Origin of the sequence: Sphingomonas sp. BE123 (assembly GCF_031456015.1) — a bacterium.
Classification (GTDB): Bacteria; Pseudomonadota; Alphaproteobacteria; order Sphingomonadales; family Sphingomonadaceae; genus Sphingomonas.
In genome coordinates, this window is the sequence record NZ_JAVDTW010000002.1 from 505,065 (window position 1) to 525,439 (window position 20,375).

Below are 20,375 nucleotides of genomic sequence, written 5' to 3' on the forward strand. Positions count from 1 at the left end.
CATCGGGCTCGCCCGGATCGCGTCGGTAAGCTTCTGGTCAGGAAGGGTTTCTAAGGCACGGCGGCAATGGACGCCCTGCCGTGAACCGCCCGACTGACCCGCATCGCCGCCGCCCCGCTGGCCAACGCCGCCTGCGCTTGCCGCTTGCCCTGATCGCGCTTGCCGGGTGCGGCGGCGCGCTCGGCCTGGTCCTTCAGCCCGCAGCGACGCCGCTGTCCGCGCCGGGCGGGGAGCGTGTCGCCTTTTCCTACTGTCGCGACGGCAGCACGCTGAATTGCGTGGTCGATGGCGACACGTTCCGCATGGACGGGGCGCGGATCCGGATTGCCGATATCGACACGCCCGAAACCCGCCCCGCGCGTTGTCCCCGCGAAGCCGCGCTGGGGGCGGCCGCCACTCGGCGCCTCCACACGCTGCTCAACGCTGGCGTGGTTGCGCTGCACCCGATCGATCGCGATACGGACCGCTATGGTCGCAAGCTTCGCCGCGTGACCGTCGACGGGCGCGGCGTCGGCGACACGCTGGTCGCCGAGGGGCTGGCGCGCCCCTATCGCGGGCGGCGGATGGGCTGGTGCGACTAAGCGTTCAGCGCGATCCTTCGATTCCCGGTCCCGCATCGATGCTGGGCAGGTAGCGGGGCGCGCGGCGGGCCTTGGCCTGCTGCTCGAAGGCATAGCCGGCGTTGAGCACCAGCGCGTCCTGCCACGCGGTCGAGAACAGGCTGAGCCCGACCGGAAGCCCGCGAATATCCCCCATCGGCACGGTCAAATGCGGGTAGCCCGCAACCGCTGGCAGGCTGCTGGCCGACGGCCCGCTTGGTTGATCGCCATGCACGGGGTCCGACGGCCAAGCCGCGTCGCGTGTTGGCGAGACCAGCAGCGCGACACCGGCCTTGGCCAGCATGGCATCGATCCCCTCGCGCCCGGCCAGACGCAGCGATGTCTCGCGCGCGGCGCGATAGTCGGGATCGTCCAGGCCCTTGGTCTTGGCCGCTTCGATAAACAATTCCTGCCCGAAATAGGGCATTTCGCGGCCCGCCTCGGCGGTGTTGAACGCGATCAGGGCGTCCAGCGTCCGCGTCTTCACCGCCGCTGGCGTCGTTGCCAGATAGGCATTGAGGTCGGCCTTCAACTCGGTCAGCAGCACGCGAAACTCGGCGGCGCCAAGGCCCGGCGTCGCGGGCGGCTCGACCGGGACCAGCACGGCGCCGGCGGCCTTCAGCGACTCCAGCGCGGCGTCATAGATGCGGGCCAGATCGGGTGACATTCCCGCCGGGCGCAGCACGCCGACCCGGACCCCCTTCAGCGCGTCGACGGACAGGCCGGCGGCATAGTCGCGGCGCATCGTATCGGCGCGCGCGGTGGCCGGATCGGCCGGATCGCTGCCCGCCATCGCGGTGAGCAGGCGGGCGGCGTCGCGGACGCTGCGCGTCATCGGACCCGCAGTATCCTGGCTGTGGCTGATCGGCACGATGTGGGTGCGGCTGACCAGCCCCAACGTCGGCTTGAGGCCGACCAGTCCGTTCGACGCGGCCGGGCAGGTGATCGACCCGTCGGTTTCGGTGCCCACCGTGGCGGCGGCCAGGCTCGCTGCCGCAGCCGCGCCCGACCCGCTCGACGAACCGCACGCGGTACGATCGAGCGCATAGGGGTTGCGCACCAGCCCGCCGACCGCGCTCCATCCGCTCATCGACCGCGACGAACGGATATTGGCCCATTCGGACAGGTTGGTCTTGCCCAGGATGATCGCGCCGGCCGCGCGCAGCCGCGCGACCAGTGGCGCGTCGCGGCCCGTCATATTGTCCTTCAGCGCCAGGCTGCCTGCCGTGGTCGCCATGCCGACCGTGTCGATATTGTCCTTCACCAGCACCGGGATGCCATGCAGCGGGCCGCGCAGCTTGCCCGCGCGCCGCTCGGCATCCAGCATGCGCGCTTGCGAAAGCGCCTCCGGGTTGGTCGCGATCACCGACCGCAGCATCGGCCCCGTGCGGTCCATCGCCTCGATCCGCGCCAGATAGGCGCGCACCAGCGCTTCGCTGTTCGTGCGGCCGGCGGCCAGATCGGCGGCCAGGTCGTCGATCGAGCGTTCCTCGATCAGTTCGGCACCGGCCGTCGGCGCGGTGTGCGGCGCAGCAGAGTCGGACATCGCCGGTCCGGCGGCGAGCAGCAACAATGCGGGAAGCAACGACATGACGGGGGTCTCCGGATCGCGGGAATGCCCTTGCACCCTAAGCCTGCGGGTCGACGGTCTCAAGCGTAACGATGTCGTCAAAACGTCATCGAATTAGCGCGGGTTCGTCATCGAATTCACGTTGCGCTGCAACAGATCGCGCGCAGGGGACGGCTACTCAAAACCTGTATTATTTCGGGGGAACAACGATCATGGCACTGCGCCTTTCCGGCGTCGCACTCGCGGCGCTGCTCACCACCGTTTCTGGCACCGCGCTCGCGCAGGAAGCACCGGCATCGCGCGTCGGCGTCGAGGGCGACGACACCGACATCATCGTCACCGCGCAGAAGAGCGAGCAGCGCGCCGTCGACGTGCCGATCACGATCAGCGCGAACAGCGGCGAACGGATGCGCGAGCTGGGCGTGCAGGACCTGGACGAGCTGTCGAACTATGTCCCCGGCCTCAACGTGCAGGAGCAGAGCGCGAACAACCCCGGCATCGTGATCCGCGGCATCACCTCGGACTCGGGTTCGGCGCAGCAGGGGCCGCGCGTTTCGCTCTATTATAACGGCGTCGATATCTCGCGCTCGCGCGGGTCCTATCAGGCGATCTACGATCTCGAGCGTGTCGAAGTGATCAAGGGGCCGCAGGCGACCCTGTTTGGCACGGCGTCGACGATCGGCGCGATCAGCATCATCTCGGCACGTCCGGAAGCGGGCTTCTCGGGCGAGCTGACCGCCAGCTACGGCAATTTCGACGCATGGCGCGTCGCCGGCTTCGTCAATGCCGGCAATGAGGTGTTCGGCGGCCGCATCGCGTTCGAAGTGAAGAAGCGCGACGGCTATGTCGAAAATCTTGCCGCCAACCAGGATGACCTCTATGCGCAGGACCAGCTCGGTGTGCGCGGTTCGCTGCGCTTCGAGCCGAGCGACGCGTTCCGCGCCGACTTGATCCTCACCTACGACCAGCAGCGCAACAGCGGCACCCCCTTCATCTCCCGCGCTCTCCCGACGACGGCCGGCCCGGGCAATCCGTTCGGCGCTGCGCATCTGGGCGGTTCGCCCGTCTCGGCGCAGGTGCTGGGGATGGAAAAGCTGGGCCTCAACCGCGAGGTCTATGACGCCAACCTGACGCTTGCGTGGGACATCACCGATCGCTGGTCGCTGACCCTGGTCAACGGCTATCGCGAGTTCGACAGCCTCGAAGTTTTCGACGCCGATGGTTCGGCGGCCTGGTATCTCGAGTTCGCCGAGTTCGCCAAGGGCTGGCAGATCAGCCAGGAAAGCCGCTTTGCCTATACCGGCGCCAAGTTCCGCGGCTCGTTCGGCTTTAACGTGTTCGCCGAAGACAGCTTCCAGAATGTGCCCTTCTCGTCGGAAGAAGGCATTTTCCTGCAGTGCGCGGCGAACATCATCCCGGGCCTTGGCTGCATCAACTCGGCGGGCGTCGTGACCGCGGCGCAGGCGACTGCGCTCGCCACCGGTGGCCTCGTCACCACGCTCCCCTACAGCTCGGTGTTCGAGAATCAGGGCCGCAACAACAGCTTTTCGGTGTTCGCCGACGGCACCTGGATCCCGTTCGATCAGCTTGAGCTGACCGCCGGTGTGCGCTGGCTGACCGAAACCCGTCGCTCGGGCTATTTCGCGCGTGTGCCGCGTTCGGTGCTCAGCGGCGGCGCGTCGCTGATCCCGGGCCAGGTCGATACCGCCGGCCGCACGCTCCATGCCGAAGACAGTTTCGACGCCGTGCTGCCGCGCTTCAACATCCTGTATCGCGCGACCGACGACATCAACGTCTTCGCCACCGTGTCGAAGGGGCGCCGCTCGCCGGTCGTTCAGCTGTCGGCGCGCGCGACGGCCGCTGGTCCGGTCGCCAACCTCAGCCTCGTCGCGGAGGAAAAGGTGTGGAACTATGAAGCCGGGCTCAAGGGCCGCGTCGGCCCGGTCTCGGGCACGCTCGGCGTTTACTACCAGAAGTATGACGGCTTCCAGGTCAGCGTCGTCCAGTCCAACGGCACGACGGTGACGCAGAGTGCGGGCAAGGCCAGCAATTTCGGTGTCGAAGCCGAGGTCAGCGTCCGCGCGACCCCGTGGCTCACCGTCTTCGCCAATGGCGCGTATATCGATGCGAAGATCGAAAAGGGCAATTCGGTCGCACCCGCCTTCTCCGGCGCGCGCTTCCGTCTCCAGCCCGAAGTACAGGCGGCAGGCGGCTTCACGCTCAACACCGAGCTGGGCGGCATGCGCCTCTTCGCGACGCCGACCGTCACCTATCGTTCGCAGATCTTCTTCGAGATCCCGAACAATCCGCTGATCAGCCAGCCGGGTGTGACGCTGTTCAACGCGCGTGCCGGCGTCTCGTTCGCCGAGGATCGCTACGAGCTGGCGGTGTTCGGTCGCAACCTGTCGAACGAGGATTATCTGCTCGACGCCGGCAACACCGGCGGCGCGTTCGGTATCCCGACCTTCATCCCGGCCGAGCCGCGTTTCTATGGCATCGAACTGACCGGTCGCTTCTGACCGGTCGCCACCAGCCCCGCCCGGTCAACGCCGGGCGGGGCGGCACGGCCATTCAGTCATGCGCGCGGTCACCCGCGCCGAGATAGAGCTCGCGACCCAGCGCGTCATATTTGCGGCTCATCTCCTCCATCCCCGCTTCCGCCGCGGCGACGTCGATGATCGGCTCCGCCGCGATAAACCCATCGGCGGGCTGGTTCTGCTTCGCTGCGAAGTCGCGCACCTCCTGCGTGATCTTCATCGAGCAGAATTTGGGGCCGCACATCGAGCAGAAATGGGCGGTCTTGGCGCCTTCGGCCGGGAGCGTCTGGTCGTGATATTGCTCGGCCGTATCCGGGTCGAGCGACAGGTTGAACTGGTCGCGCCAGCGAAATTCGAAGCGCGCGCGGCTCAGCGCGTCGTCGCGGACCTTGGCGGCCGGGTGGCCTTTCGCCAGGTCGGCGGCGTGGGCGGCCAGCTTGTACGTCACCACGCCGACCTTCACGTCGTCGCGGTCGGGAAGGCCGAGATGCTCCTTGGGCGTGACGTAGCAGAGCATCGCGGTGCCGTACCAGCCGATCATCGCAGCGCCGATGCCGCTGGTGATATGGTCATAGCCCGGCGCAATGTCGGTGGTCAGCGGGCCAAGCGTGTAGAAGGGGGCTTCGCCGCACGCCTGCAGCTGCTTGTCCATATTCTCCTTGATCTTGTGCATCGGCACATGGCCGGGGCCTTCGATCATCACCTGCACATCCTGTTCCCAGGCGCGCTTGGTCAGTTCACCCAGCGTGTAGAGTTCGGCGAACTGTGCCTCGTCATTGGCGTCGGCGATCGATCCGGGGCGCAGGCCGTCGCCGAGGCTGTAGGCAATGTCATACGCCTTCATGATCTCCGTGATCTCGTCGAACTTCTCGTAGAGGAAGCTCTCGCGATGGTGCGCCAGGCACCATTTGGCCATGATCGATCCGCCGCGGCTGACGATGCCGGTGACGCGCTTGGCGGTCAGCGGGATATAGGGCAGGCGCACGCCGGCGTGGATCGTGAAATAGTCGACGCCCTGCTCCGCCTGTTCGATCAGCGTGTCGCGGAAAATGTCCCAGGTGAGGTCCTCGGCAATGCCGCCGACCTTTTCGAGCGCCTGATAGATCGGCACGGTGCCGACCGGCACGGGGCTGTTGCGCAGGATCCATTCGCGGGTGTCGTGGATGTTGCGGCCCGTCGACAGGTCCATGATCGTGTCGGCGCCCCAGCGGATCGCCCACACCATCTTGTCGACCTCGCTCGCCACGTCGGATGCGACGGCGGAGTTGCCGATATTGGCGTTGATCTTGACCAGGAAGTTGCGGCCGATCGCCATCGGCTCGCTTTCGGGGTGGTTGATGTTGTTGGGGATGATCGCGCGGCCGCGGGCGACCTCGTCCCGGACGAACTCCGGCGTCACGTAATCGGGGATCGACGCGCCCCAGCTTTCGCCGTCGCGGACATACTCGGACAGCATCTGGCGGCCGAGATTTTCGCGGGTGGCGACATATTCCATTTCGGGGGTGACAATGCCGCGCCGCGCATAGTGCATCTGGCTGACATTCATGCCGGGCTTGGCGCGCAGCACCTTCTTGCGCACGTTCGGGAAGGGCTGGACCCCGCCGCTGCGGTCGGGGCCGAGCTGGCCATTGTCTTCCGGCTTCACCTCGCGCTGGGTCACTTCCTCGACATCGCCGCGCTCGCGGATCCAGTCGCGGCGGAGCTCCTGAAGCCCGGCCATGATGTCGATGCGGGCATTGGGGTCGGTATAGGGGCCGCTGGTGTCGTAGACGCGGACCGGGGGTTCCCCGCTCGACGGTTCGAGATGGATTTCGCGCATCGCGACCTTGCGCGGGCCGACATGGATCTTGGTCGATCCGCGGATCGCGCCGGTGGTTACCTTGAGTTCGCTGCGGGCTGGGATGTCTGCCATGATGTTCCTCTCCAGGTGGAGGAAACGGACCATGGCTAACGGGCCGCTCCCTCCCTACGCCGGTGTCAACCGGATCAGGTTCAGCGGGTCGGTGGCTGCTCTGGGTCCCATGAAGCTACTAGCTTCATGCGTGCCCGCCACCCTCTCAAGCGCGCGTCAGCGCTCCCCCGGGGATGACGCGGTTGTAGGGCGCGCAGGACGGAAGGTCCAGCGGCCTGTTGGCGAGCGGTCGCGGGCTGCGCGACGGATGGCCGCGCCGGCTGCGATCGGGCTGATCCGGGAACCGCTTTGCCCGCCGCTCATTGATGGCCGGCATCGAACAGGAGGATTACCGATGAAATCGACGATCAAGGCGGCGCTTGCCGGCGTCGCGCTGCTTGCGCTTGCGGCCTGTGGCGGGAATGCCGATGACCAGGCGGCGGACAATGTCGAAGCGGCCGCTGAGGCGCAGGCCGATAATCTCGAAGCGCAGGCTGACATGGCCCCCAATGAAACGATGGAAGAGGCGCTGGAGCAGCAGGCCGACAATGTCGAGGAGGCCGGCGAAGCGAAGGCGGACGCGATTGACGATGCCGACGATGCGCGGATGGAGAATGCCACGCGCTAAGGGTTGCGCCGGGCTCCAGCGCGGGCCCGGCACGACTGGCGCGAGTGGCGCAGTCGATTACTCTGGCCATGGTTTCGCATTGGCCCGCCTGCAGGCGCATCCCTAGATTTCGGGCTCCCCCGTTGACCGGAGCCGTCCCATGTCCCGCGATGTCCACAAGACGCTGACCTATCTGGCGGTGCATCTGCTCGTCGGATTCTCGGTCGCCTATGCCTTTACCGGCTCGATTGCGCTCGCTGGCGGGATTGCGCTGATCGAGCCGTGCATCAACGCGATCGCCTTTTTCTTTCACGAGCGCGCCTGGACGCGAATGGATGCCCGGCGGTCGCTGATTCGGACCGCGACACCGGCGACTGCCCGCTGATCGGCGGCGCGGAGGTCGCTGCCGCGCCGGCCTGCGCGCAGAAAGCTGTGGATGAATCGGGCGGCGAAAAAAAACGGGCGTTCGCCCCGCGTTCTCTTGCATTCTGAAAAGCCAAGGAAGGTCCGCGCGTCGCGGTGCATCCGTGCCGGTCGACGTGCCATGAACCGAGTCATATCAGCGACGAACCGAGTCCCTTAACTGTCATTTACGGTATTGCCTCTGCTGTCGGATTGGCACAATCTCTAGTGGTCACACAGGGGGACAAGCCCAAGCACTGGTGGAGCACCGCTCGCGATCCCATATCGCGGGGCGTTCTTCTGCGGTCTGGGCCGGGCAAATGGACACTTTTTGTTCTCATGCCCGCGCGGGCGATGTAGCATCGCCACACGGCCCCCGAGTCGGACGACGAAGTGCAGGGGGCGTCAGATGGATTTCAGGGAAGGCCAGGAAGCAAGCGTGAGTGAAACCGTGACCGAAACCGTAGACGCAGTCGCCACGACCATCCCGGATGCGGCGGCCAAGAGCGCCAAGCCGCGCAAGAAGGTCGATACCAAGTCGGTCGCCCCGCGCATCTACCCGGTCGAGGTCGATCATTCGCGCGACGCGTTGCTGACCGAATTCGGCAAGGAAACGCTCAAGGACCGCTATCTGCTGCCCGGCGAGAATTTCCAGGACCTGTTCGTCCGCGTCGCCTCGGCTTACGCGGATGACGCCGCGCATGCCCAGCGCATCTACGACTATGTGTCGAAGCTGTGGTTCATGCCCGCCACCCCCGTGCTTTCGAACGGCGGCACCGGGCGCGGGCTGCCGATCAGCTGCTTCCTGAATTCCGTGCCCGACAGCCTCAACGGCATCGTCGACACCTGGAACGAAAATGTCTGGCTCGCCTCGCGCGGCGGCGGCATCGGCACCTATTGGGGCAATGTCCGCGGCATCGGCGAGCCGGTCGGCCTCAACGGCAAGACGTCGGGTATCATCCCGTTCGTCCGCGTGATGGATTCGCTGACCCTCGCGATCAGCCAGGGCAGCCTGCGGCGCGGTTCGGCCGCCTGCTATCTCGACATCAGCCACCCGGAGATCGAGGAGTTCCTCGAGATCCGCAAGCCCAGCGGCGACTTCAACCGCAAGGCGCTGAACCTCCACCACGGTGTGCTGATCCCCGACGCGTTCATGGAAGCGGTGCGCAATGGTGAAGAGTGGGAACTGAAATCGCCCAAGGACGGCAGTGTCCGCGGCACCGTCAACGCGCGCGCGCTGTTCCAGAAGCTGGTCGAAACCCGCCTCGCGACCGGTGAACCGTACATCGTGTTCGCCGATCACGTGAACAACAACATGCCCAAGCATCATCGCGATCTGGGCCTCAAGGTCTCGACCTCGAACCTCTGCTCCGAAATCACCCTGCCGACCGGGAAGGATCATCTGGGCAATGAGCGCACGGCGGTCTGCTGCCTGTCCTCGCTCAACCTCGAAACCTGGGACGAGTGGAAGGACGAAAAGGGGTTCATCGAGGATGTCATGCGCTTCCTCGACAATGTCCTTCAGGATTATATCGACCGCGCCGAGCCGGGCATGGAAAAGGCCGCCTATTCGGCCAGCCGCGAACGCAGCGTGGGCCTTGGCGTGATGGGCTTCCACAGCTTCCTGCAGGCGCGTGGCCTGCCGTTCGAAGGGGCGATGGCGAAGAGCTGGAACAGCCGCATCTTCAAGCACATCAAGGCACAGGTCGACGAAGCCTCGATGCAGCTCGCGGTCGAGCGCGGGCCGTGCCCCGACGCTGCCGACATGGGCGTGATGGAGCGCTTTTCCTGCAAGATGGCGATCGCGCCGACCGCGTCGATCAGCATCATCTGCGGCGGCACCAGCGCGTGCATCGAACCGATCCCGGCCAACATCTACACCCACAAGACGCTGTCGGGCAGCTTCTCGGTCAAGAATCCGTATCTTGAAAAGATCCTGATCGAAAAGTCGAAGAACAGCGACAATGTCTGGAATTCGATCCTCGAGCGCGGCGGTTCGGTCCAGCATCTCGATTTCCTCAGCCAGGAGGAAAAGGACGTGTTCAAGACGTCGTTCGAGATCGACCAGCGCTGGCTGCTCGAACTCGCCGGCGATCGTGCGCCCTATATCGACCAGGCCCAGTCGCTGAACCTGTTCATCCCCGCGGATGTCGAGAAGTGGGATCTGCTGATGCTCCACTTCCGCGCCTGGGAACTGGGCATCAAGTCGCTCTATTATCTGCGCTCGAAATCGGTGCAGCGCGCCGGCTTCGCGGGCGGGGTCGAGGCCGACAACACGATCGACGCGCCGAAATTCGAACTCGGCGAGACGACCGACTATGACGAATGCCTGGCCTGTCAGTAAGATGCGGTTGGCGCGCGTCCGTTCCGGCCCGCGTGTCTCCGCCGCTGCGGCGGGGGTGGCGCGCTCGGGGGCGGGGCGACGTGCGCGCCGCCCCGTCCGGCGTTCAGGTCGTGCTTTCTTCCTCGATAAAGGCAAGCGCGTTGGCGGCGGTGGCGGACAGGCGAACCTTGTCGCCCTCCACTTCGGCGACCAGGCCGAGCGGGAGGAAATGGTAATGGCCCTCATGGCTGCCCATGCCGCTGTCGGCGCGGGTCAGGCGAATGCGGTGGTGGTGCACCTGGCTGACCGTGCCGAGATGGACGCCGTCCGCGCCAATGACTTCCATGCCCTCGCGAACGTTGCTGGCATGCCCCATGATCTTGGTTCCTTTCTTGCGGTTTCCATCCCCTGCCTAACGCCCGCGTTCCAAGGAGAAGATTCGCAATGATCCGGATGGCACGCCTCCTCCCGCTTGCCCTGCTTCCGCTCCTCGCCGCCTGCGCGCAGCAGGTCGGGACGGCGGTCGAGCCCGGCGCGCCCGGCTTCCTGCTCGGCCTGTGGCATGGCTTCATCTTCCCGGTCGCCTGGGTGCTCTCGCTGTTCGTCCCCGACGTCGCGGTCTATGCCGTGCCGAACAATGGCGGCTGGTATGATTTCGGCTATTTCCTCGGCATCTGCGTGTTCGGCGTCGGTGCCAATCGCGGGAAAAAGGTGATCATCAAGGAACGCGTGATCGTACGCGACCGCGGCGGTACGGTGATCGACCAGTGACGCGCGCGCTCGCCATTCAGGCCGGCATCGGCATCGCGTCGGGCGTAGCGGGCCTCACCCTGCTGCGCCGCCGCGCCGCCTCGCCCGAAGGCACCTACGCGCTGCGCATCGCCGGCACGATGCTGGTCGCGCTCTGCCTGTTCCTCACCGGCTTCGCGCTGGTGGCCGGCATGGTGGGTGGGGCATGAGCGGCGATATTGCGCCGAATCCGGTCCCAAGAGCCTATCGGATTACCATGCTGGTGATCTGCGTACCGGTCATGATCGCGGTATTTCTCGAAATCGGGGGCATGTGGTCATTTGTTGGCGGGCCGATTCCGCTCCTGACCCCAGTTTGGCTCATGATGGCCATGCAAATGCTGTTTTGGCCCGCGTCCGGTAATCTCAGCCCAAAAGCGAACCGACTTCTCGGCGCCACCTTGCTCGCATTCGCTGTGCTGGTGGCACTCGTCTCAATCATCGAATTCGTCTCGGAGTAACCCCATGCCTCTTCTCGAAGCCCGCAAGACCTACAAGCCGTTCGAATATCCCTGGGCCTATGAGTTCTGGAAGCGCCAGCAGCAGATCCACTGGCTGCCCGAAGAGGTGCCGTTGGGAGAGGATTGCCGCGACTGGGCGCAAAAGCTCACCGATCACGAACGCAATCTGCTCACCCAGATCTTCCGCTTCTTCACCCAGGCGGATGTCGAGGTGCAGGATTGCTACCACGAAAAATACGGCCGCGTGTTCAAGCCGACCGAGATCAAGATGATGCTCGCCGCCTTCTCCAACATGGAAACGGTACACATCGCGGCCTACAGCCACCTGCTCGACACGATCGGCATGCCCGAAAGCGAGTACGGCATGTTCCTCGAATATGCCGAGATGAAGGACAAGCACGATTACCTTCAGCAGTTCGGCGTCGATAATGACGAGGATATCGCCAAGACCCTCGCCATGTTCGGCGGGTTCACGGAGGGGCTTCAGCTGTTCGCGTCGTTCGCGATGCTGATGAACTTCCCGCGCTTCAACAAGATGAAGGGCATGGGCCAGATCGTCAGCTGGTCGGTCCGCGACGAATCGCTGCACTGCGAAGGCATCACCCGCCTGTTCCACGCCTTCACCAAGGAACGCGACTGCCTGACCAAGGCGGTGAAGGACGACATCATGGACGTGTGCCAGACCACGGTCCGGCTGGAGGATGCGTTCATCGACCTGGCGTTCGAACAGGGCCCGGTCCCCGGCATGACGCCCAAGGAGATCAAGAAGTATATCCGCTACATCGCCGACTGGCGCCTGAACCAGCTGGGGCTGAAGCCGATCTACATGATCGACGAACACCCGCTGCCGTGGCTCACCCCGCTGCTCAACGGTGTGGAGCACGCCAATTTCTTCGAAACCCGCGCGACGGAATATTCGAAGGGCGCGACCAAGGGCAATTGGAACGAAGTGTGGGATTCGTTCGACAAGCGCCAGAAGGCGAAGGCCGGCAAGGCTGCGAACGAGGACGCGGTTGAGGGCGGACTCTTCGATGGCGCCGGGGTCGCGGCGGAGTAATCGCCAGCAAGGGGGCGCCGCCGATGGCGGCCGCCCCCGCAACCGCACAGGCCGTCGGCATTGGCTAGGCGGGCGCGGCCTCGCGTTCCGCCTGCTGGCGTGACCACATTTCGGCATAGATGCCGCGCCGCTCGAGCAGTTCGCCATGGGTGCCCTGCTCGGCGATCCGGCCGCCTTCCAGCACGACGATGCGATCGGCATGGACCACGGTGGACAGGCGGTGCGCGATGACGATGGTCGTGCGGCCGCGCCCGATCGCCTCGAGCGTGTCGAGAATTTCGGCCTCGGTCCGCGAATCCAGCGCGCTGGTCGCTTCGTCCAGGATCAGGATCGGCGGATCCTTGAGCAGCGTCCGGGCGATGGCAACGCGCTGCTTCTCGCCGCCTGACAGCTTCAGCCCGCGCTCGCCGACCCGCGTTTCATAACCGTCAGGCATCGCCTCGATAAAGCCGGCAATGGCGGCACCGCGCGCGGCAGCCGCGACCTGTTCGGGCGTCGCCCCTTCGCGGCCATAGGCGATATTGTAGCCGATCGTGTCGTTGAACAGCACCGTGTCCTGCGGCACGATGCCGATCGCGGCGCGCAGCGATGCCTGGCTGACCCGGGATATGTCCTGGTCATCGATCGTCACCCGTCCCCCGCTCAGGTCGTAAAAGCGGTAGAGAATCCGCGCGAGCGTCGACTTGCCCGCACCCGACGGGCCGACAATCGCGACCGTCTGGCCGGGCCGGATGTCGAGGTCGATACCCTTCAGAATATCGCGTCCGGCATCATAGCCGAAGCGGACATCCTCGAACCGCACCGCGCCGCGATCGACCACCAGCGGCTTTGCGTCGGGCGCATCCTTCACCTCGGCCTGGGTATCGATCAGGTCGAACATCGCGCCCATGTCGATCACCCCCTGGCGGATCGTGCGATAGACCCAGCCCAGCATGTCGAGCGGGCGGAACAACTGGCTGAGCAGCGTCGAGACGAACACGACATCGCCTGCGGTGAAGCGACCGGTCGACCAGCCCCAGGCAACCACCGCCATGCCCGCGCCCAGCATCGCATTGGTGATCAGCGACTGGCCCATGTTGAGCCAGGCGAGCGAATTCTCGGACTTCACCGCGGCCTTGGCATAGGCCTCGACGGCGCGTTCGTAGCGGTCGGATTCACGCTGTTCCGCACCGAAATATTTGACCGTCTCGAAGTTCAGCAGCGAGTCGACCGCATGCGCGACTGCACCGGTGTCGAGATCGTTCATCGCCTCGCGCAGCTTGGCGCGCCAGTCGGTGACCCAGCGCGTGAAGGCGATGTAGACGACCACCATCGCAAGCGTCGAGGCAACCAGCCACATGCCGAACTTCGACCCGAAAATCTGCAGTACCAGCGCGAGCTCAAGGATCGTCGGCGCGATGTTGAACAGCAGGAAATAGAGCATCGAATCGATGCTCTTGGTCCCGCGTTCGACCACCTTCGTCACCGCACCGGTGCGGCGCTCCAGGTGGAAGCGCAGCGACAGCTGATGCAGGTGGCGGAAGGTGAGGATTGCAAGCCGCCGGGTCGCGTCCTGCCCGACCTTTTCGAACACGGTATTGCGCAGATTGTCGAATACCGTCGTGAACAACCGTGCCGCCGCATAGCCGACCACCATCAGCACGACGAGCGTGACCGCGCCACGTTCGTTCAGCGCCATCGTGTCGACCGCCGCCTTCAGCGCATAGGCAGCGCCATAGACCTGGACGACCTTGGACAGCACGACCAGCACCAGCGCGGCAATGATGCGCGCCTTCAGCCCGATCGCGCCGGCTGGCCAGAGATAGGGGAGAAAGCGCCGGAGCGTCGCGAACAGCGGGCGTTCGCTACCGGAGGTCGCGGTCTGGGGAGGCATGTTCGCTATCTGGGGCCGCGCGCGCGCGGATGCAACGGGCGCGCGGTGGAACGCCCCGGCGGTGCACGCGTTGACCCCGTTAAGGAGCGAGACGATGGAACCGGTTTTCTACGTGATGGCCATCCTAGGCTGCGGCGACTTTGCCGAGCAATGCCAGCAGGTACGGATCGAGCCGGTCCGGTACGAAAGCGCGGCACAATGCCAGGCGGCCACGGCACGGGTGCTTCCGCGCCATACCGATATTTCCTTCCCGACGATCGCAGCCACGTGTCAGCGACGGGGGGAGCAAATGGCACGCGCGACTCCTCAGCCGCGCGCCCGCTGAACCGCGCCGCGGACCCCGGCGTCTAGCGCGGTCGGGTCCATAGCTGATCGGGGCGAGGCTCTGGTGCGTGAAGGCGGCGCCGAACCGTCGATTCGCCCAAGGCGCGCACGATCCACCCCAGCTTTTCCAGTTTTCCCGTTCCCGCGCGATGATCCCATGCATGGTCGCCGCGGCGCGCCACGGTTCGCGCAATCGCGCCATAGATATGCGCCGCCGACAGCACCGCCCAGGCGGAGCGGAAGCCGAGCGCGGGGGTTCCCTGTCGCGCGCTCGCCTCATGCAGCGCCGCGCGCGCCGCGAGGCGGCGGGCCAGCACGGTGAGCCGGGGCCGGAACGGCGGTTTCATATGCTGGCCTGGCGGGATATCCATTTCGACCAGCCAGTCCATCGGCACGTAGCACCGCCCGATGCGGTCATCCGCCTCGATGTCGCGCGCGATGTTCGCAAGCTGAAAGGCCAGGCCGAGATCGCAGGCGCGATCCAGCGTCGCATCATCCTCCGGATCGACGCCCATCACCACCGCCATCATGCAGCCGACCGCTCCGGCGACATGATAGCAATATTGCATCAGATCCTGCTCGGTCCGCGGCATCCACCCGCGCGCGTCCAGCGCGAAACCCTCGATCAGGTCATGGGCAAAGCGATGCGGCATGCGCGTTTCTTCGGCGACGATGTGCAGCGCGTCGAACGGCATCTCGCCGGTCCACTCCCCGGCCAGGGCGCGGTCGGTCTGGCCGCGAATGCGGGCCAGAGCGGCGGCGGGGTCGGCGACGATCTGGGCGTCATGCCCCATGTCCTGCCCATCGGCGATATCGTCGCAGGCGCGGCACCAGGCGTAGAGCAGCCATGCGCGTTCGCGCGTCCGGGCATCAAACAGGGTGCTGGCCGCCGCAAAGCTTTTCGACCCGATCCGGATGCTGTCGCGGGCTGCCGCCACGACAGCTTCGCGGCGCGGCGGCGTGGCGGTCACAGGTCCTTGCTGCCGATCTGGCCCACGGTCTGAGTGGGGACATGCGCGGCCATTTTCGCGAGCAGCCCGTCGAGATGATCGTCGATGATCAGGATCGACCGATGCTGCGCACGCAGAAAGCCGACATCGCCCATCTTGCCGACAAATTCGATGAGGCCGTCATAATAGCCGGCGACATTGAGCAGCCCGACCGGGTTGGCGTGATAGCCGATCTGCGCCCAGCTCATCGCTTCCCACAATTCGTCCATTGTCCCGGTCCCGCCGGGCAGAGTGATGAAGCCGTCACTCATGTCGGTGAACGCCTGTTTGCGCTCATGCATCGTCCGCACGACGTGCAATTCGGTACAACCGCGATGCGCGACTTCGGCGTCGACCAGTGCCTGCGGGATCACCCCGATCACCTCGCCGCCCGCTTCCAGCGCGCTGTCGGCGATCGCACCCATCAGGCCGAGCCGCCCGCCGCCATAGACGACGCCGATTCCGCGTTCGGCCAGCGTACGACCGACGAACCGGGCATTTTCGATATAGACCGGGTCCGCCGGGGTGGCGGATCCGCAATAAATGGCAAGGCGCTTCACGGGTTGGGTTGCTCCAGCATCAGTGCGGCGGTCGCCTTGGCGCTGCCGACCACACCGGGGATGCCCGCGCCCGGATGGGTGCCGGCACCGACGAAATACATATTCTCGATCGAATCGTCGCGGTTGTGCGCGCGGAAATAGGCGCTCTGGGTCAGCACCGGCTCGAGGCTGAACGCGCTGCCCAGATGCGCTGCCAGATCGTGCTGGAAGTCGGTCGGGGCGTAGCTGAACTTGGTGACGATCCGGTCATGGATGTCGGGGATCAGCCGGCGACCGACCTCGTCGAGGATTCGCTTTTCCAGAACCGGGCGCACCGCGTCCCAATCGACCGGGGCCTTGCCCATGTGCGGGACCGGGGCGAGGGCATAGAAGGTCGAATGCCCTTCCGGCGCCATCGACGGGTCGGTGATCGTGGGGTGATGCAGGTAGAGCGAGAAATCCTCGCTCAGCACGCCGTGCGAATAAATGTCGTCGAGCAGCCCCTTATAGCGCGGGCCGAACAGGATCATGTGGTGCGGGATGCCCGGCCAGGTGCCCTTGATCCCGAAATGCACGACGAAGAGCGAGGGCGAAAAGCGCTTGCGCTGCAGCCGCGATCCGGTGCGCTGGGCGCTGCGCGAGCCCTTGAGCAGGTCGCGATAGCTGTGCACGATGTCGGCATTGCTCGCGACGGCGTCCGCCTCGAACCGGGCGCCGGACTTGGTGCGGACGGCGGTGGCGCGCTCGCCCAACGTCTCGATCTCCTCGACCGGATCACCCAGCACCAGCTTGCCGCCAAGCCGTTCGAAATGGCGCACCATCCCGGCCACCAGCCGGTTGGTCCCGCCCATCGCAAACCACACGCCGCCGTCGCGCTCCAGCTTGTGGATCAGCGCATAGATCGCGCTGGTGGTCATCGGATTGCCGCCGACCAGCAGGGTGTGGAACGACAGCGCCTCGCGTAGCTTCTCGTTCTTCACGAAGCTCGACACCATCGAATAGACGCTGCGCCACGCCTGATACTTCATCAGCGCCGGCGCCGCCTTCACCATCGAGGTGAAGTCAAGAAAGGCGACATGGCCGAGCTTTTCATATCCCTCGCGATAGACGCCAGCCGAATAGTCGAGGAAACGGCGATAGCCGGCAATATCGGCGGGATCGAGCTTGGCGATCTCGGCGGTCAGGATGCTGTCGTCGTTGGTGTAATCGAAATTGGTGCCGTCCGGCCAGTTGAGGCGGTAGAATGGCGATACCGGGACCAGCGTCACGTCGTCCGCCATGCGGTGCCCGGACAGCGCCCACAGCTCTTCCAGCGCTTCCGGCGCGGTGATGACGGTGGGGCCGGCGTCGAAGACGAACCCGTCCTTCTCCCAGTAATAGCCGCGCCCGCCGGGTTTGTCGCGCGCCTCGACCACGACGGTGTCGACGCCTGCCGATTGCAGCCGGATGGCCAATGCCAGTCCGCCGAACCCGGCTCCGATCACTACTGCCTGCTTCATGTGCGCGGTCCCCTGATAGCTGCGATCGCGCGCCCGATTGGCACCGGCGGTTTGCCGGCGAGGACACGGGCGCGGTCGTAGATGCTGGATTGGCCAGCATAGAAGCGGGAGATAAGTCCTGCATCCAGCCGGTAAAAGCGTTCGAGTATGCGATAGCGTTCGGCCGGCTCTGCCGCGCGGAACAACATGGCTGAAAGCATGCGGTAAAATCCGCGCCGGCGCCAGGCGCGGCGGGCATAGCCATAGGTCAGATCGTGCAGCGCCGGCCCCGACAGGTCGCGCGCGGCGGCAATCGCTGCAGCGAGCCGCACCGCGTCGGGCAGCGAATAGCCGGTGACCGGGTGGAACAGCCCGGCGCGCATACCCGCCTTGGCCACGCGGTTGCCGCCGGACCGCCAATATTCCTCGAAATCGCCGCCCATGGCGACGGGCAGCGCGCCCGCTTCCTCGCGCACCACCGCCTCCACAGCGATGCCCCGCGCACTGGCCCATGCGTCCATGCGTTGGGCATAGGCGCCGGGATCAATGTCGGGCGTGTCGCTGTAATAGGTGTCCTCGAGAAACAGGCGCGTCGCGGCGAACGGCAGGGCATACATGAAGCGATAGCCGTCGAGCTGCGCGACCGTCGCGTCCATGATCACCGGCCGCTTGAGCGGGTGCGGTTCGGCAAGCGCCAGTTCGCGCCCGACGAACTTCTGCCAGCCGAGGTCGAGCTTAGACAGATCGCCCGGTCCGCGGCAATCGATCACGCCCCCCGCCTCGACCCGGTCGCCATCGGCAAAGACGACGGCGCGCGCGCTCGCGCCCAGTACCTTGCGGCGCATCATCACCGACCCCTCGGCCATGGCGCCCCGCACGACCTGATCGAACCGTTCGGACTCGATCGAATAATAGGGGGCCTTCAGCGTGCGGGCATGGGCCGGGAAATGCACGTCATAGCTGGTCCAGCCATACGAGATCAGCGGCGCGACCAGCCAGCGGTCTGCCGGCGCGACGTCGGACGCGAAGAACGACCAGAGATGGTTGCCGCCCAGGCTGCGGCCGCCATCGATCAGGCGGATGTCGAGCGTCGGATGGCTGCGGCGCAGCGCGAGCGCGATCAGCCCGCCCGCCAATCCTCCTCCGACAATGGCAACGTCGCAATGGATGGTCGCTGGCATCGCCGCCGCCTAGCGGATCGCTTGCCATGGTGAAAGCCCTGCTGGCAGCATCGATGCACCTTTCCGTCGCAGCAATGCGTTGCGTTGCAGCACAACCAGGGAGACGAACAATGCGGATGGCGATCGTGACCGGCGGGGCGCAGGGCATCGGGCGCGCGCTGGTCGAACGGCTGCTTGCCGATGGGTGGGGCGTGATGGCGATCGATACCGACCGGGTGGCGCTGCGCGAGCTCGCCGAAGCGCACGCCTCGCGCCCCTTAGCTACCCATCAGGCCGATGTCGGGGACGAGGATGCGGTGGCCGCTGCCTTTGCCACCTTCGATGCATGGGCGCGGGACTGCGGCGCCGATGGGCTGTCCCTGCTCGTCAGCAATGCCGGGATCGCCGATCCGGTCAGCGGGCCGGTCGAAACGTTGGGCCTCGCGGACTGGCGGCGCTGGCAGGACAGCCATCTGACCGGCGGTTTTCTGATGACGCGCGCCGCAGTGCCGCGCCTGCGCGGACGCTCCGGCGCGATCATCTTCATCGCATCGACCCGCGCATTCCAGTCCGAGCCCGAGTGCGAAGCCTATGCCGCGGCCAAGGGCGGGCTGGTCGCGCTTACCCATGCGCTGGCAGTCAGCCTGGGCCCGGACATCCGCGTCAATGCGATCTGCCCCGGATGGATCGAGACGGGACCGTGGCAGAAATCTTCGGCTCGGCGCGATCCTGCGCACCGGCCGATCGATCGCGCGCAGCATCCGGTGGGCCGGGTCGGGACGCCGGAGGACATCGCCGATGCGGTGATCTACCTCAGCGATCATGCCGGCTTCACCACCGGTCAGGCGCTGGTGATCGATGGCGGGATGAGCCGGCGGATGATCTATGCCGACTAAGCGCGCAATCGCAGGACATGAAACCCGGCCCTTGACCGCGAGTCGCGCGACGTGCTGTCATATGCATGTCACGGCCCGGGGCGAGAGACGCACCGACGGCGAGTGAAGCGCGGCGATAGGGGGTTTATGTACCATCCCGATCTGATCCGACATCCGGAAGGGTGCCCTGCACTCGTTCTCAACGCTGATTATACTCCACTGTCCTATTACCCGCTGAGCGTGTGGCCATGGCAGACCGCGATCAAGGCGGTATTCCTCGACCGAGTCGACATCGTCAGCCACTATGAACGCGAAGTGCGCAGTCCGACGGCGCGGATCAAGCTGCCCAGCGTCATCGCGCTCAAGCAATATGTGAAGCCGTCGCAATTTCCGGCGTTTACCCGGTTCAACCTGTTCTTGCGCGACAAGTTCGAATGCCAATATTGTGGCAGCCACAAGGATCTGACGTTCGACCATGTCATCCCGCGCGCGCAGGGCGGACGAACGACTTGGGAAAATGTCGCGACCGCCTGTGCGCCGTGCAACCTGAAAAAGGGCGGGCGCACCCCCAAACAGGCGGCAATGCCCCTGTTCATGCCGCCGATCCGCCCGACCAGCTGGCAATTGCAGGAACATGGCCGGCGCTTCCCGCCCAATTATCTGCACGATACCTGGCGCGACTGGCTCTATTGGGACGTCGAGCTGGACGCATGAACCGCATGCAGTTCCGGTAACGCGCAAACTGCTCTAAGCAGGGGTTTGCAGCGGAGAACGGACATGAGCGGCGGAAAGGTCGATCGGCGGCGAGCACATGAAAGGCTGCGCGCCGGATCGGGCAGGGCGCGCGCCGCATCGTGCTGGTGCTGGCTTGCCTCTGCTGTCATATCGGAATAATACAGTGT

20 protein-coding genes and 1 riboswitch are annotated in these 20,375 nt (G+C 65.6%); of the genes, 12 read left to right on the forward strand and 8 right to left on the reverse strand.

The window, feature by feature from the left end:
* The first annotated feature begins 80 nt into the window (after positions 1-80).
* Positions 81-581, forward strand: coding sequence for a thermonuclease family protein (locus J2Y54_RS10715; RefSeq protein ID WP_310039473.1), 501 nt, complete (start codon positions 81-83; stop codon positions 579-581).
* A 4-nt stretch (positions 582-585) separates the two neighbouring features.
* Here the strand turns inward: J2Y54_RS10715 and J2Y54_RS10720 are convergent, their stop codons facing one another.
* Positions 586-2,190, reverse strand: coding sequence for an amidase (locus J2Y54_RS10720; RefSeq protein WP_310039475.1), 1,605 nt, complete (start codon positions 2,188-2,190; stop codon positions 586-588).
* 191 nt (positions 2,191-2,381) lie between these two features.
* Between J2Y54_RS10720 and J2Y54_RS10725 the strand changes: the two genes are divergently transcribed.
* Positions 2,382-4,688, forward strand: coding sequence for a TonB-dependent receptor (locus tag J2Y54_RS10725; protein WP_310039476.1), 2,307 nt, complete (start codon positions 2,382-2,384; stop codon positions 4,686-4,688).
* A gap of 52 nt (positions 4,689-4,740) precedes the next feature.
* Here the strand turns inward: J2Y54_RS10725 and thiC are convergent, their stop codons facing one another.
* Positions 4,741-6,618, reverse strand: coding sequence for a phosphomethylpyrimidine synthase ThiC (gene thiC, locus J2Y54_RS10730; protein ID WP_310039478.1), 1,878 nt, complete (start codon positions 6,616-6,618; stop codon positions 4,741-4,743).
* Between the two features lie 47 nt (positions 6,619-6,665).
* Positions 6,666-6,792: riboswitch (TPP riboswitch) on the reverse strand.
* Between the two features lie 160 nt (positions 6,793-6,952).
* Here thiC and J2Y54_RS10735 point away from each other — a divergent pair.
* The 3 genes from J2Y54_RS10735 to J2Y54_RS10745 all read left to right on the forward strand — a co-directional run bounded on the left by J2Y54_RS10735 (position 6,953) and on the right by J2Y54_RS10745 (position 9,950).
* Entirely contained in the window at positions 6,953-7,225 is a 273-nt protein-coding gene (locus J2Y54_RS10735; protein WP_310039479.1) for a hypothetical protein, read from the forward strand.
* A gap of 139 nt (positions 7,226-7,364) precedes the next feature.
* On the forward strand, positions 7,365-7,589 hold the full coding sequence (locus J2Y54_RS10740; RefSeq protein WP_310039480.1) for a DUF2061 domain-containing protein: 225 nt from the start codon (positions 7,365-7,367) through the stop codon (positions 7,587-7,589).
* A 426-nt stretch (positions 7,590-8,015) separates the two neighbouring features.
* Positions 8,016-9,950, forward strand: a complete 1,935-nt coding sequence (locus J2Y54_RS10745; RefSeq protein ID WP_310039481.1) for a ribonucleoside-diphosphate reductase subunit alpha — start codon at positions 8,016-8,018, stop codon at positions 9,948-9,950.
* A gap of 103 nt (positions 9,951-10,053) precedes the next feature.
* Here the strand turns inward: J2Y54_RS10745 and J2Y54_RS10750 are convergent, their stop codons facing one another.
* Positions 10,054-10,305 carry a DUF2171 domain-containing protein gene (locus tag J2Y54_RS10750; RefSeq protein ID WP_310039482.1) on the reverse strand — a complete coding sequence of 84 codons (252 nt, stop codon included), beginning with the start codon at positions 10,303-10,305 and terminating at the stop codon, positions 10,054-10,056.
* Positions 10,306-10,373: 68 nt separating this feature from the next.
* On the opposite strand from J2Y54_RS10750, the gene J2Y54_RS10755 reads away from it, so the two are divergent.
* Genes J2Y54_RS10755 through J2Y54_RS10770 form a run of 4 tightly spaced genes read left to right on the forward strand, consistent with a single transcriptional unit; the run spans position 10,374 to position 12,235 of the window.
* Entirely contained in the window at positions 10,374-10,700 is a 327-nt protein-coding gene (locus J2Y54_RS10755) for a hypothetical protein (RefSeq protein WP_310039483.1), read from the forward strand.
* On the forward strand, positions 10,697-10,888 hold the full coding sequence (locus J2Y54_RS10760) for a hypothetical protein (protein WP_310039485.1): 192 nt from the start codon (positions 10,697-10,699) through the stop codon (positions 10,886-10,888). Before J2Y54_RS10755 ends, J2Y54_RS10760 begins: the two co-directional genes overlap by 4 nt.
* Positions 10,885-11,178 carry a hypothetical protein gene (locus J2Y54_RS10765; protein WP_310039486.1) on the forward strand — a complete coding sequence of 98 codons (294 nt, stop codon included), beginning with the start codon at positions 10,885-10,887 and terminating at the stop codon, positions 11,176-11,178. Before J2Y54_RS10760 ends, J2Y54_RS10765 begins: the two co-directional genes overlap by 4 nt.
* Before the next feature lie 4 nt (positions 11,179-11,182).
* Positions 11,183-12,235, forward strand: coding sequence for a ribonucleotide-diphosphate reductase subunit beta (locus J2Y54_RS10770; RefSeq protein ID WP_310039487.1), 1,053 nt, complete (start codon positions 11,183-11,185; stop codon positions 12,233-12,235).
* Between the two features lie 64 nt (positions 12,236-12,299).
* Here the strand turns inward: J2Y54_RS10770 and J2Y54_RS10775 are convergent, their stop codons facing one another.
* The gene (locus J2Y54_RS10775) at positions 12,300-14,108 is read right to left on the reverse strand and encodes an ABC transporter ATP-binding protein/permease (RefSeq protein ID WP_310039489.1); all 1,809 of its coding nucleotides are present in this window, start codon (positions 14,106-14,108) and stop codon (positions 12,300-12,302) included.
* 94 nt (positions 14,109-14,202) lie between these two features.
* Between J2Y54_RS10775 and J2Y54_RS10780 the strand changes: the two genes are divergently transcribed.
* Positions 14,203-14,433 (forward strand): hypothetical protein, encoded by a 231-nt coding sequence (locus J2Y54_RS10780; protein ID WP_310039490.1) that lies wholly within the window; start codon positions 14,203-14,205, stop codon positions 14,431-14,433.
* Between the two features lie 22 nt (positions 14,434-14,455).
* Here the strand turns inward: J2Y54_RS10780 and J2Y54_RS10785 are convergent, their stop codons facing one another.
* The 4 genes from J2Y54_RS10785 to crtY are packed head-to-tail and all read right to left on the reverse strand — an operon-like array spanning position 14,456 to position 18,619.
* Positions 14,456-15,403: a phytoene/squalene synthase family protein gene (locus tag J2Y54_RS10785; protein ID WP_310039491.1), complete on the reverse strand. Its 948-nt coding sequence runs from the start codon at positions 15,401-15,403 to the stop codon at positions 14,456-14,458.
* Positions 15,400-15,981: a TIGR00730 family Rossman fold protein gene (locus tag J2Y54_RS10790; protein ID WP_310039494.1), complete on the reverse strand. Its 582-nt coding sequence runs from the start codon at positions 15,979-15,981 to the stop codon at positions 15,400-15,402. The genes J2Y54_RS10785 and J2Y54_RS10790 overlap by 4 nt, the downstream gene beginning before the upstream one ends.
* Entirely contained in the window at positions 15,978-17,459 is a 1,482-nt protein-coding gene (locus J2Y54_RS10795; RefSeq protein ID WP_310039495.1) for a phytoene desaturase, read from the reverse strand. Before J2Y54_RS10795 ends, J2Y54_RS10790 begins: the two co-directional genes overlap by 4 nt.
* Positions 17,456-18,619: a lycopene beta-cyclase CrtY gene (gene crtY / locus J2Y54_RS10800; protein WP_310039497.1), complete on the reverse strand. Its 1,164-nt coding sequence runs from the start codon at positions 18,617-18,619 to the stop codon at positions 17,456-17,458. Before crtY ends, J2Y54_RS10795 begins: the two co-directional genes overlap by 4 nt.
* A 110-nt stretch (positions 18,620-18,729) precedes the next feature.
* Between crtY and J2Y54_RS10805 the strand changes: the two genes are divergently transcribed.
* Positions 18,730-19,494: an SDR family oxidoreductase gene (locus tag J2Y54_RS10805; protein ID WP_310039498.1), complete on the forward strand. Its 765-nt coding sequence runs from the start codon at positions 18,730-18,732 to the stop codon at positions 19,492-19,494.
* A 126-nt stretch (positions 19,495-19,620) separates the two neighbouring features.
* Complete coding sequence (locus J2Y54_RS10810) at positions 19,621-20,187, forward strand: HNH endonuclease (RefSeq protein ID WP_310039499.1); 567 nt, start codon at positions 19,621-19,623, stop codon at positions 20,185-20,187.
* Positions 20,188-20,375 lie beyond the last annotated feature (188 nt).

What these genes read in the sequence shown, in the direction of transcription:
- J2Y54_RS10740 (WP_310039480.1), top strand. Translation starts at nt 7,365, where the DNA reads ATGTCCCGCGATGTCCACAAGACGCTGACCTATCTGGCGGTGCATCTG.
- J2Y54_RS10765 (WP_310039486.1), top strand. Translation starts at nt 10,885, where the DNA reads ATGAGCGGCGATATTGCGCCGAATCCGGTCCCAAGAGCCTATCGGATT.
- crtY (WP_310039497.1), bottom strand. Translation starts at nt 18,619, where the DNA reads ATGCCAGCGACCATCCATTGCGACGTTGCCATTGTCGGAGGAGGATTG.
- J2Y54_RS10745 (WP_310039481.1), top strand. Translation starts at nt 8,016, where the DNA reads ATGGATTTCAGGGAAGGCCAGGAAGCAAGCGTGAGTGAAACCGTGACC.
- thiC (WP_310039478.1), bottom strand. Translation starts at nt 6,618, where the DNA reads ATGGCAGACATCCCAGCCCGCAGCGAACTCAAGGTAACCACCGGCGCG.
- J2Y54_RS10795 (WP_310039495.1), bottom strand. Translation starts at nt 17,459, where the DNA reads ATGAAGCAGGCAGTAGTGATCGGAGCCGGGTTCGGCGGACTGGCATTG.
- J2Y54_RS10805 (WP_310039498.1), top strand. Translation starts at nt 18,730, where the DNA reads ATGCGGATGGCGATCGTGACCGGCGGGGCGCAGGGCATCGGGCGCGCG.
- J2Y54_RS10750 (WP_310039482.1), bottom strand. Translation starts at nt 10,305, where the DNA reads ATGGGGCATGCCAGCAACGTTCGCGAGGGCATGGAAGTCATTGGCGCG.
- J2Y54_RS10720 (WP_310039475.1), bottom strand. Translation starts at nt 2,190, where the DNA reads ATGTCGTTGCTTCCCGCATTGTTGCTGCTCGCCGCCGGACCGGCGATG.
- J2Y54_RS10755 (WP_310039483.1), top strand. Translation starts at nt 10,374, where the DNA reads ATGATCCGGATGGCACGCCTCCTCCCGCTTGCCCTGCTTCCGCTCCTC.
- J2Y54_RS10810 (WP_310039499.1), top strand. Translation starts at nt 19,621, where the DNA reads ATGTACCATCCCGATCTGATCCGACATCCGGAAGGGTGCCCTGCACTC.
- J2Y54_RS10775 (WP_310039489.1), bottom strand. Translation starts at nt 14,108, where the DNA reads ATGCCTCCCCAGACCGCGACCTCCGGTAGCGAACGCCCGCTGTTCGCG.
- J2Y54_RS10735 (WP_310039479.1), top strand. Translation starts at nt 6,953, where the DNA reads ATGAAATCGACGATCAAGGCGGCGCTTGCCGGCGTCGCGCTGCTTGCG.
- J2Y54_RS10780 (WP_310039490.1), top strand. Translation starts at nt 14,203, where the DNA reads ATGGAACCGGTTTTCTACGTGATGGCCATCCTAGGCTGCGGCGACTTT.
- J2Y54_RS10770 (WP_310039487.1), top strand. Translation starts at nt 11,183, where the DNA reads ATGCCTCTTCTCGAAGCCCGCAAGACCTACAAGCCGTTCGAATATCCC.
- J2Y54_RS10725 (WP_310039476.1), top strand. Translation starts at nt 2,382, where the DNA reads ATGGCACTGCGCCTTTCCGGCGTCGCACTCGCGGCGCTGCTCACCACC.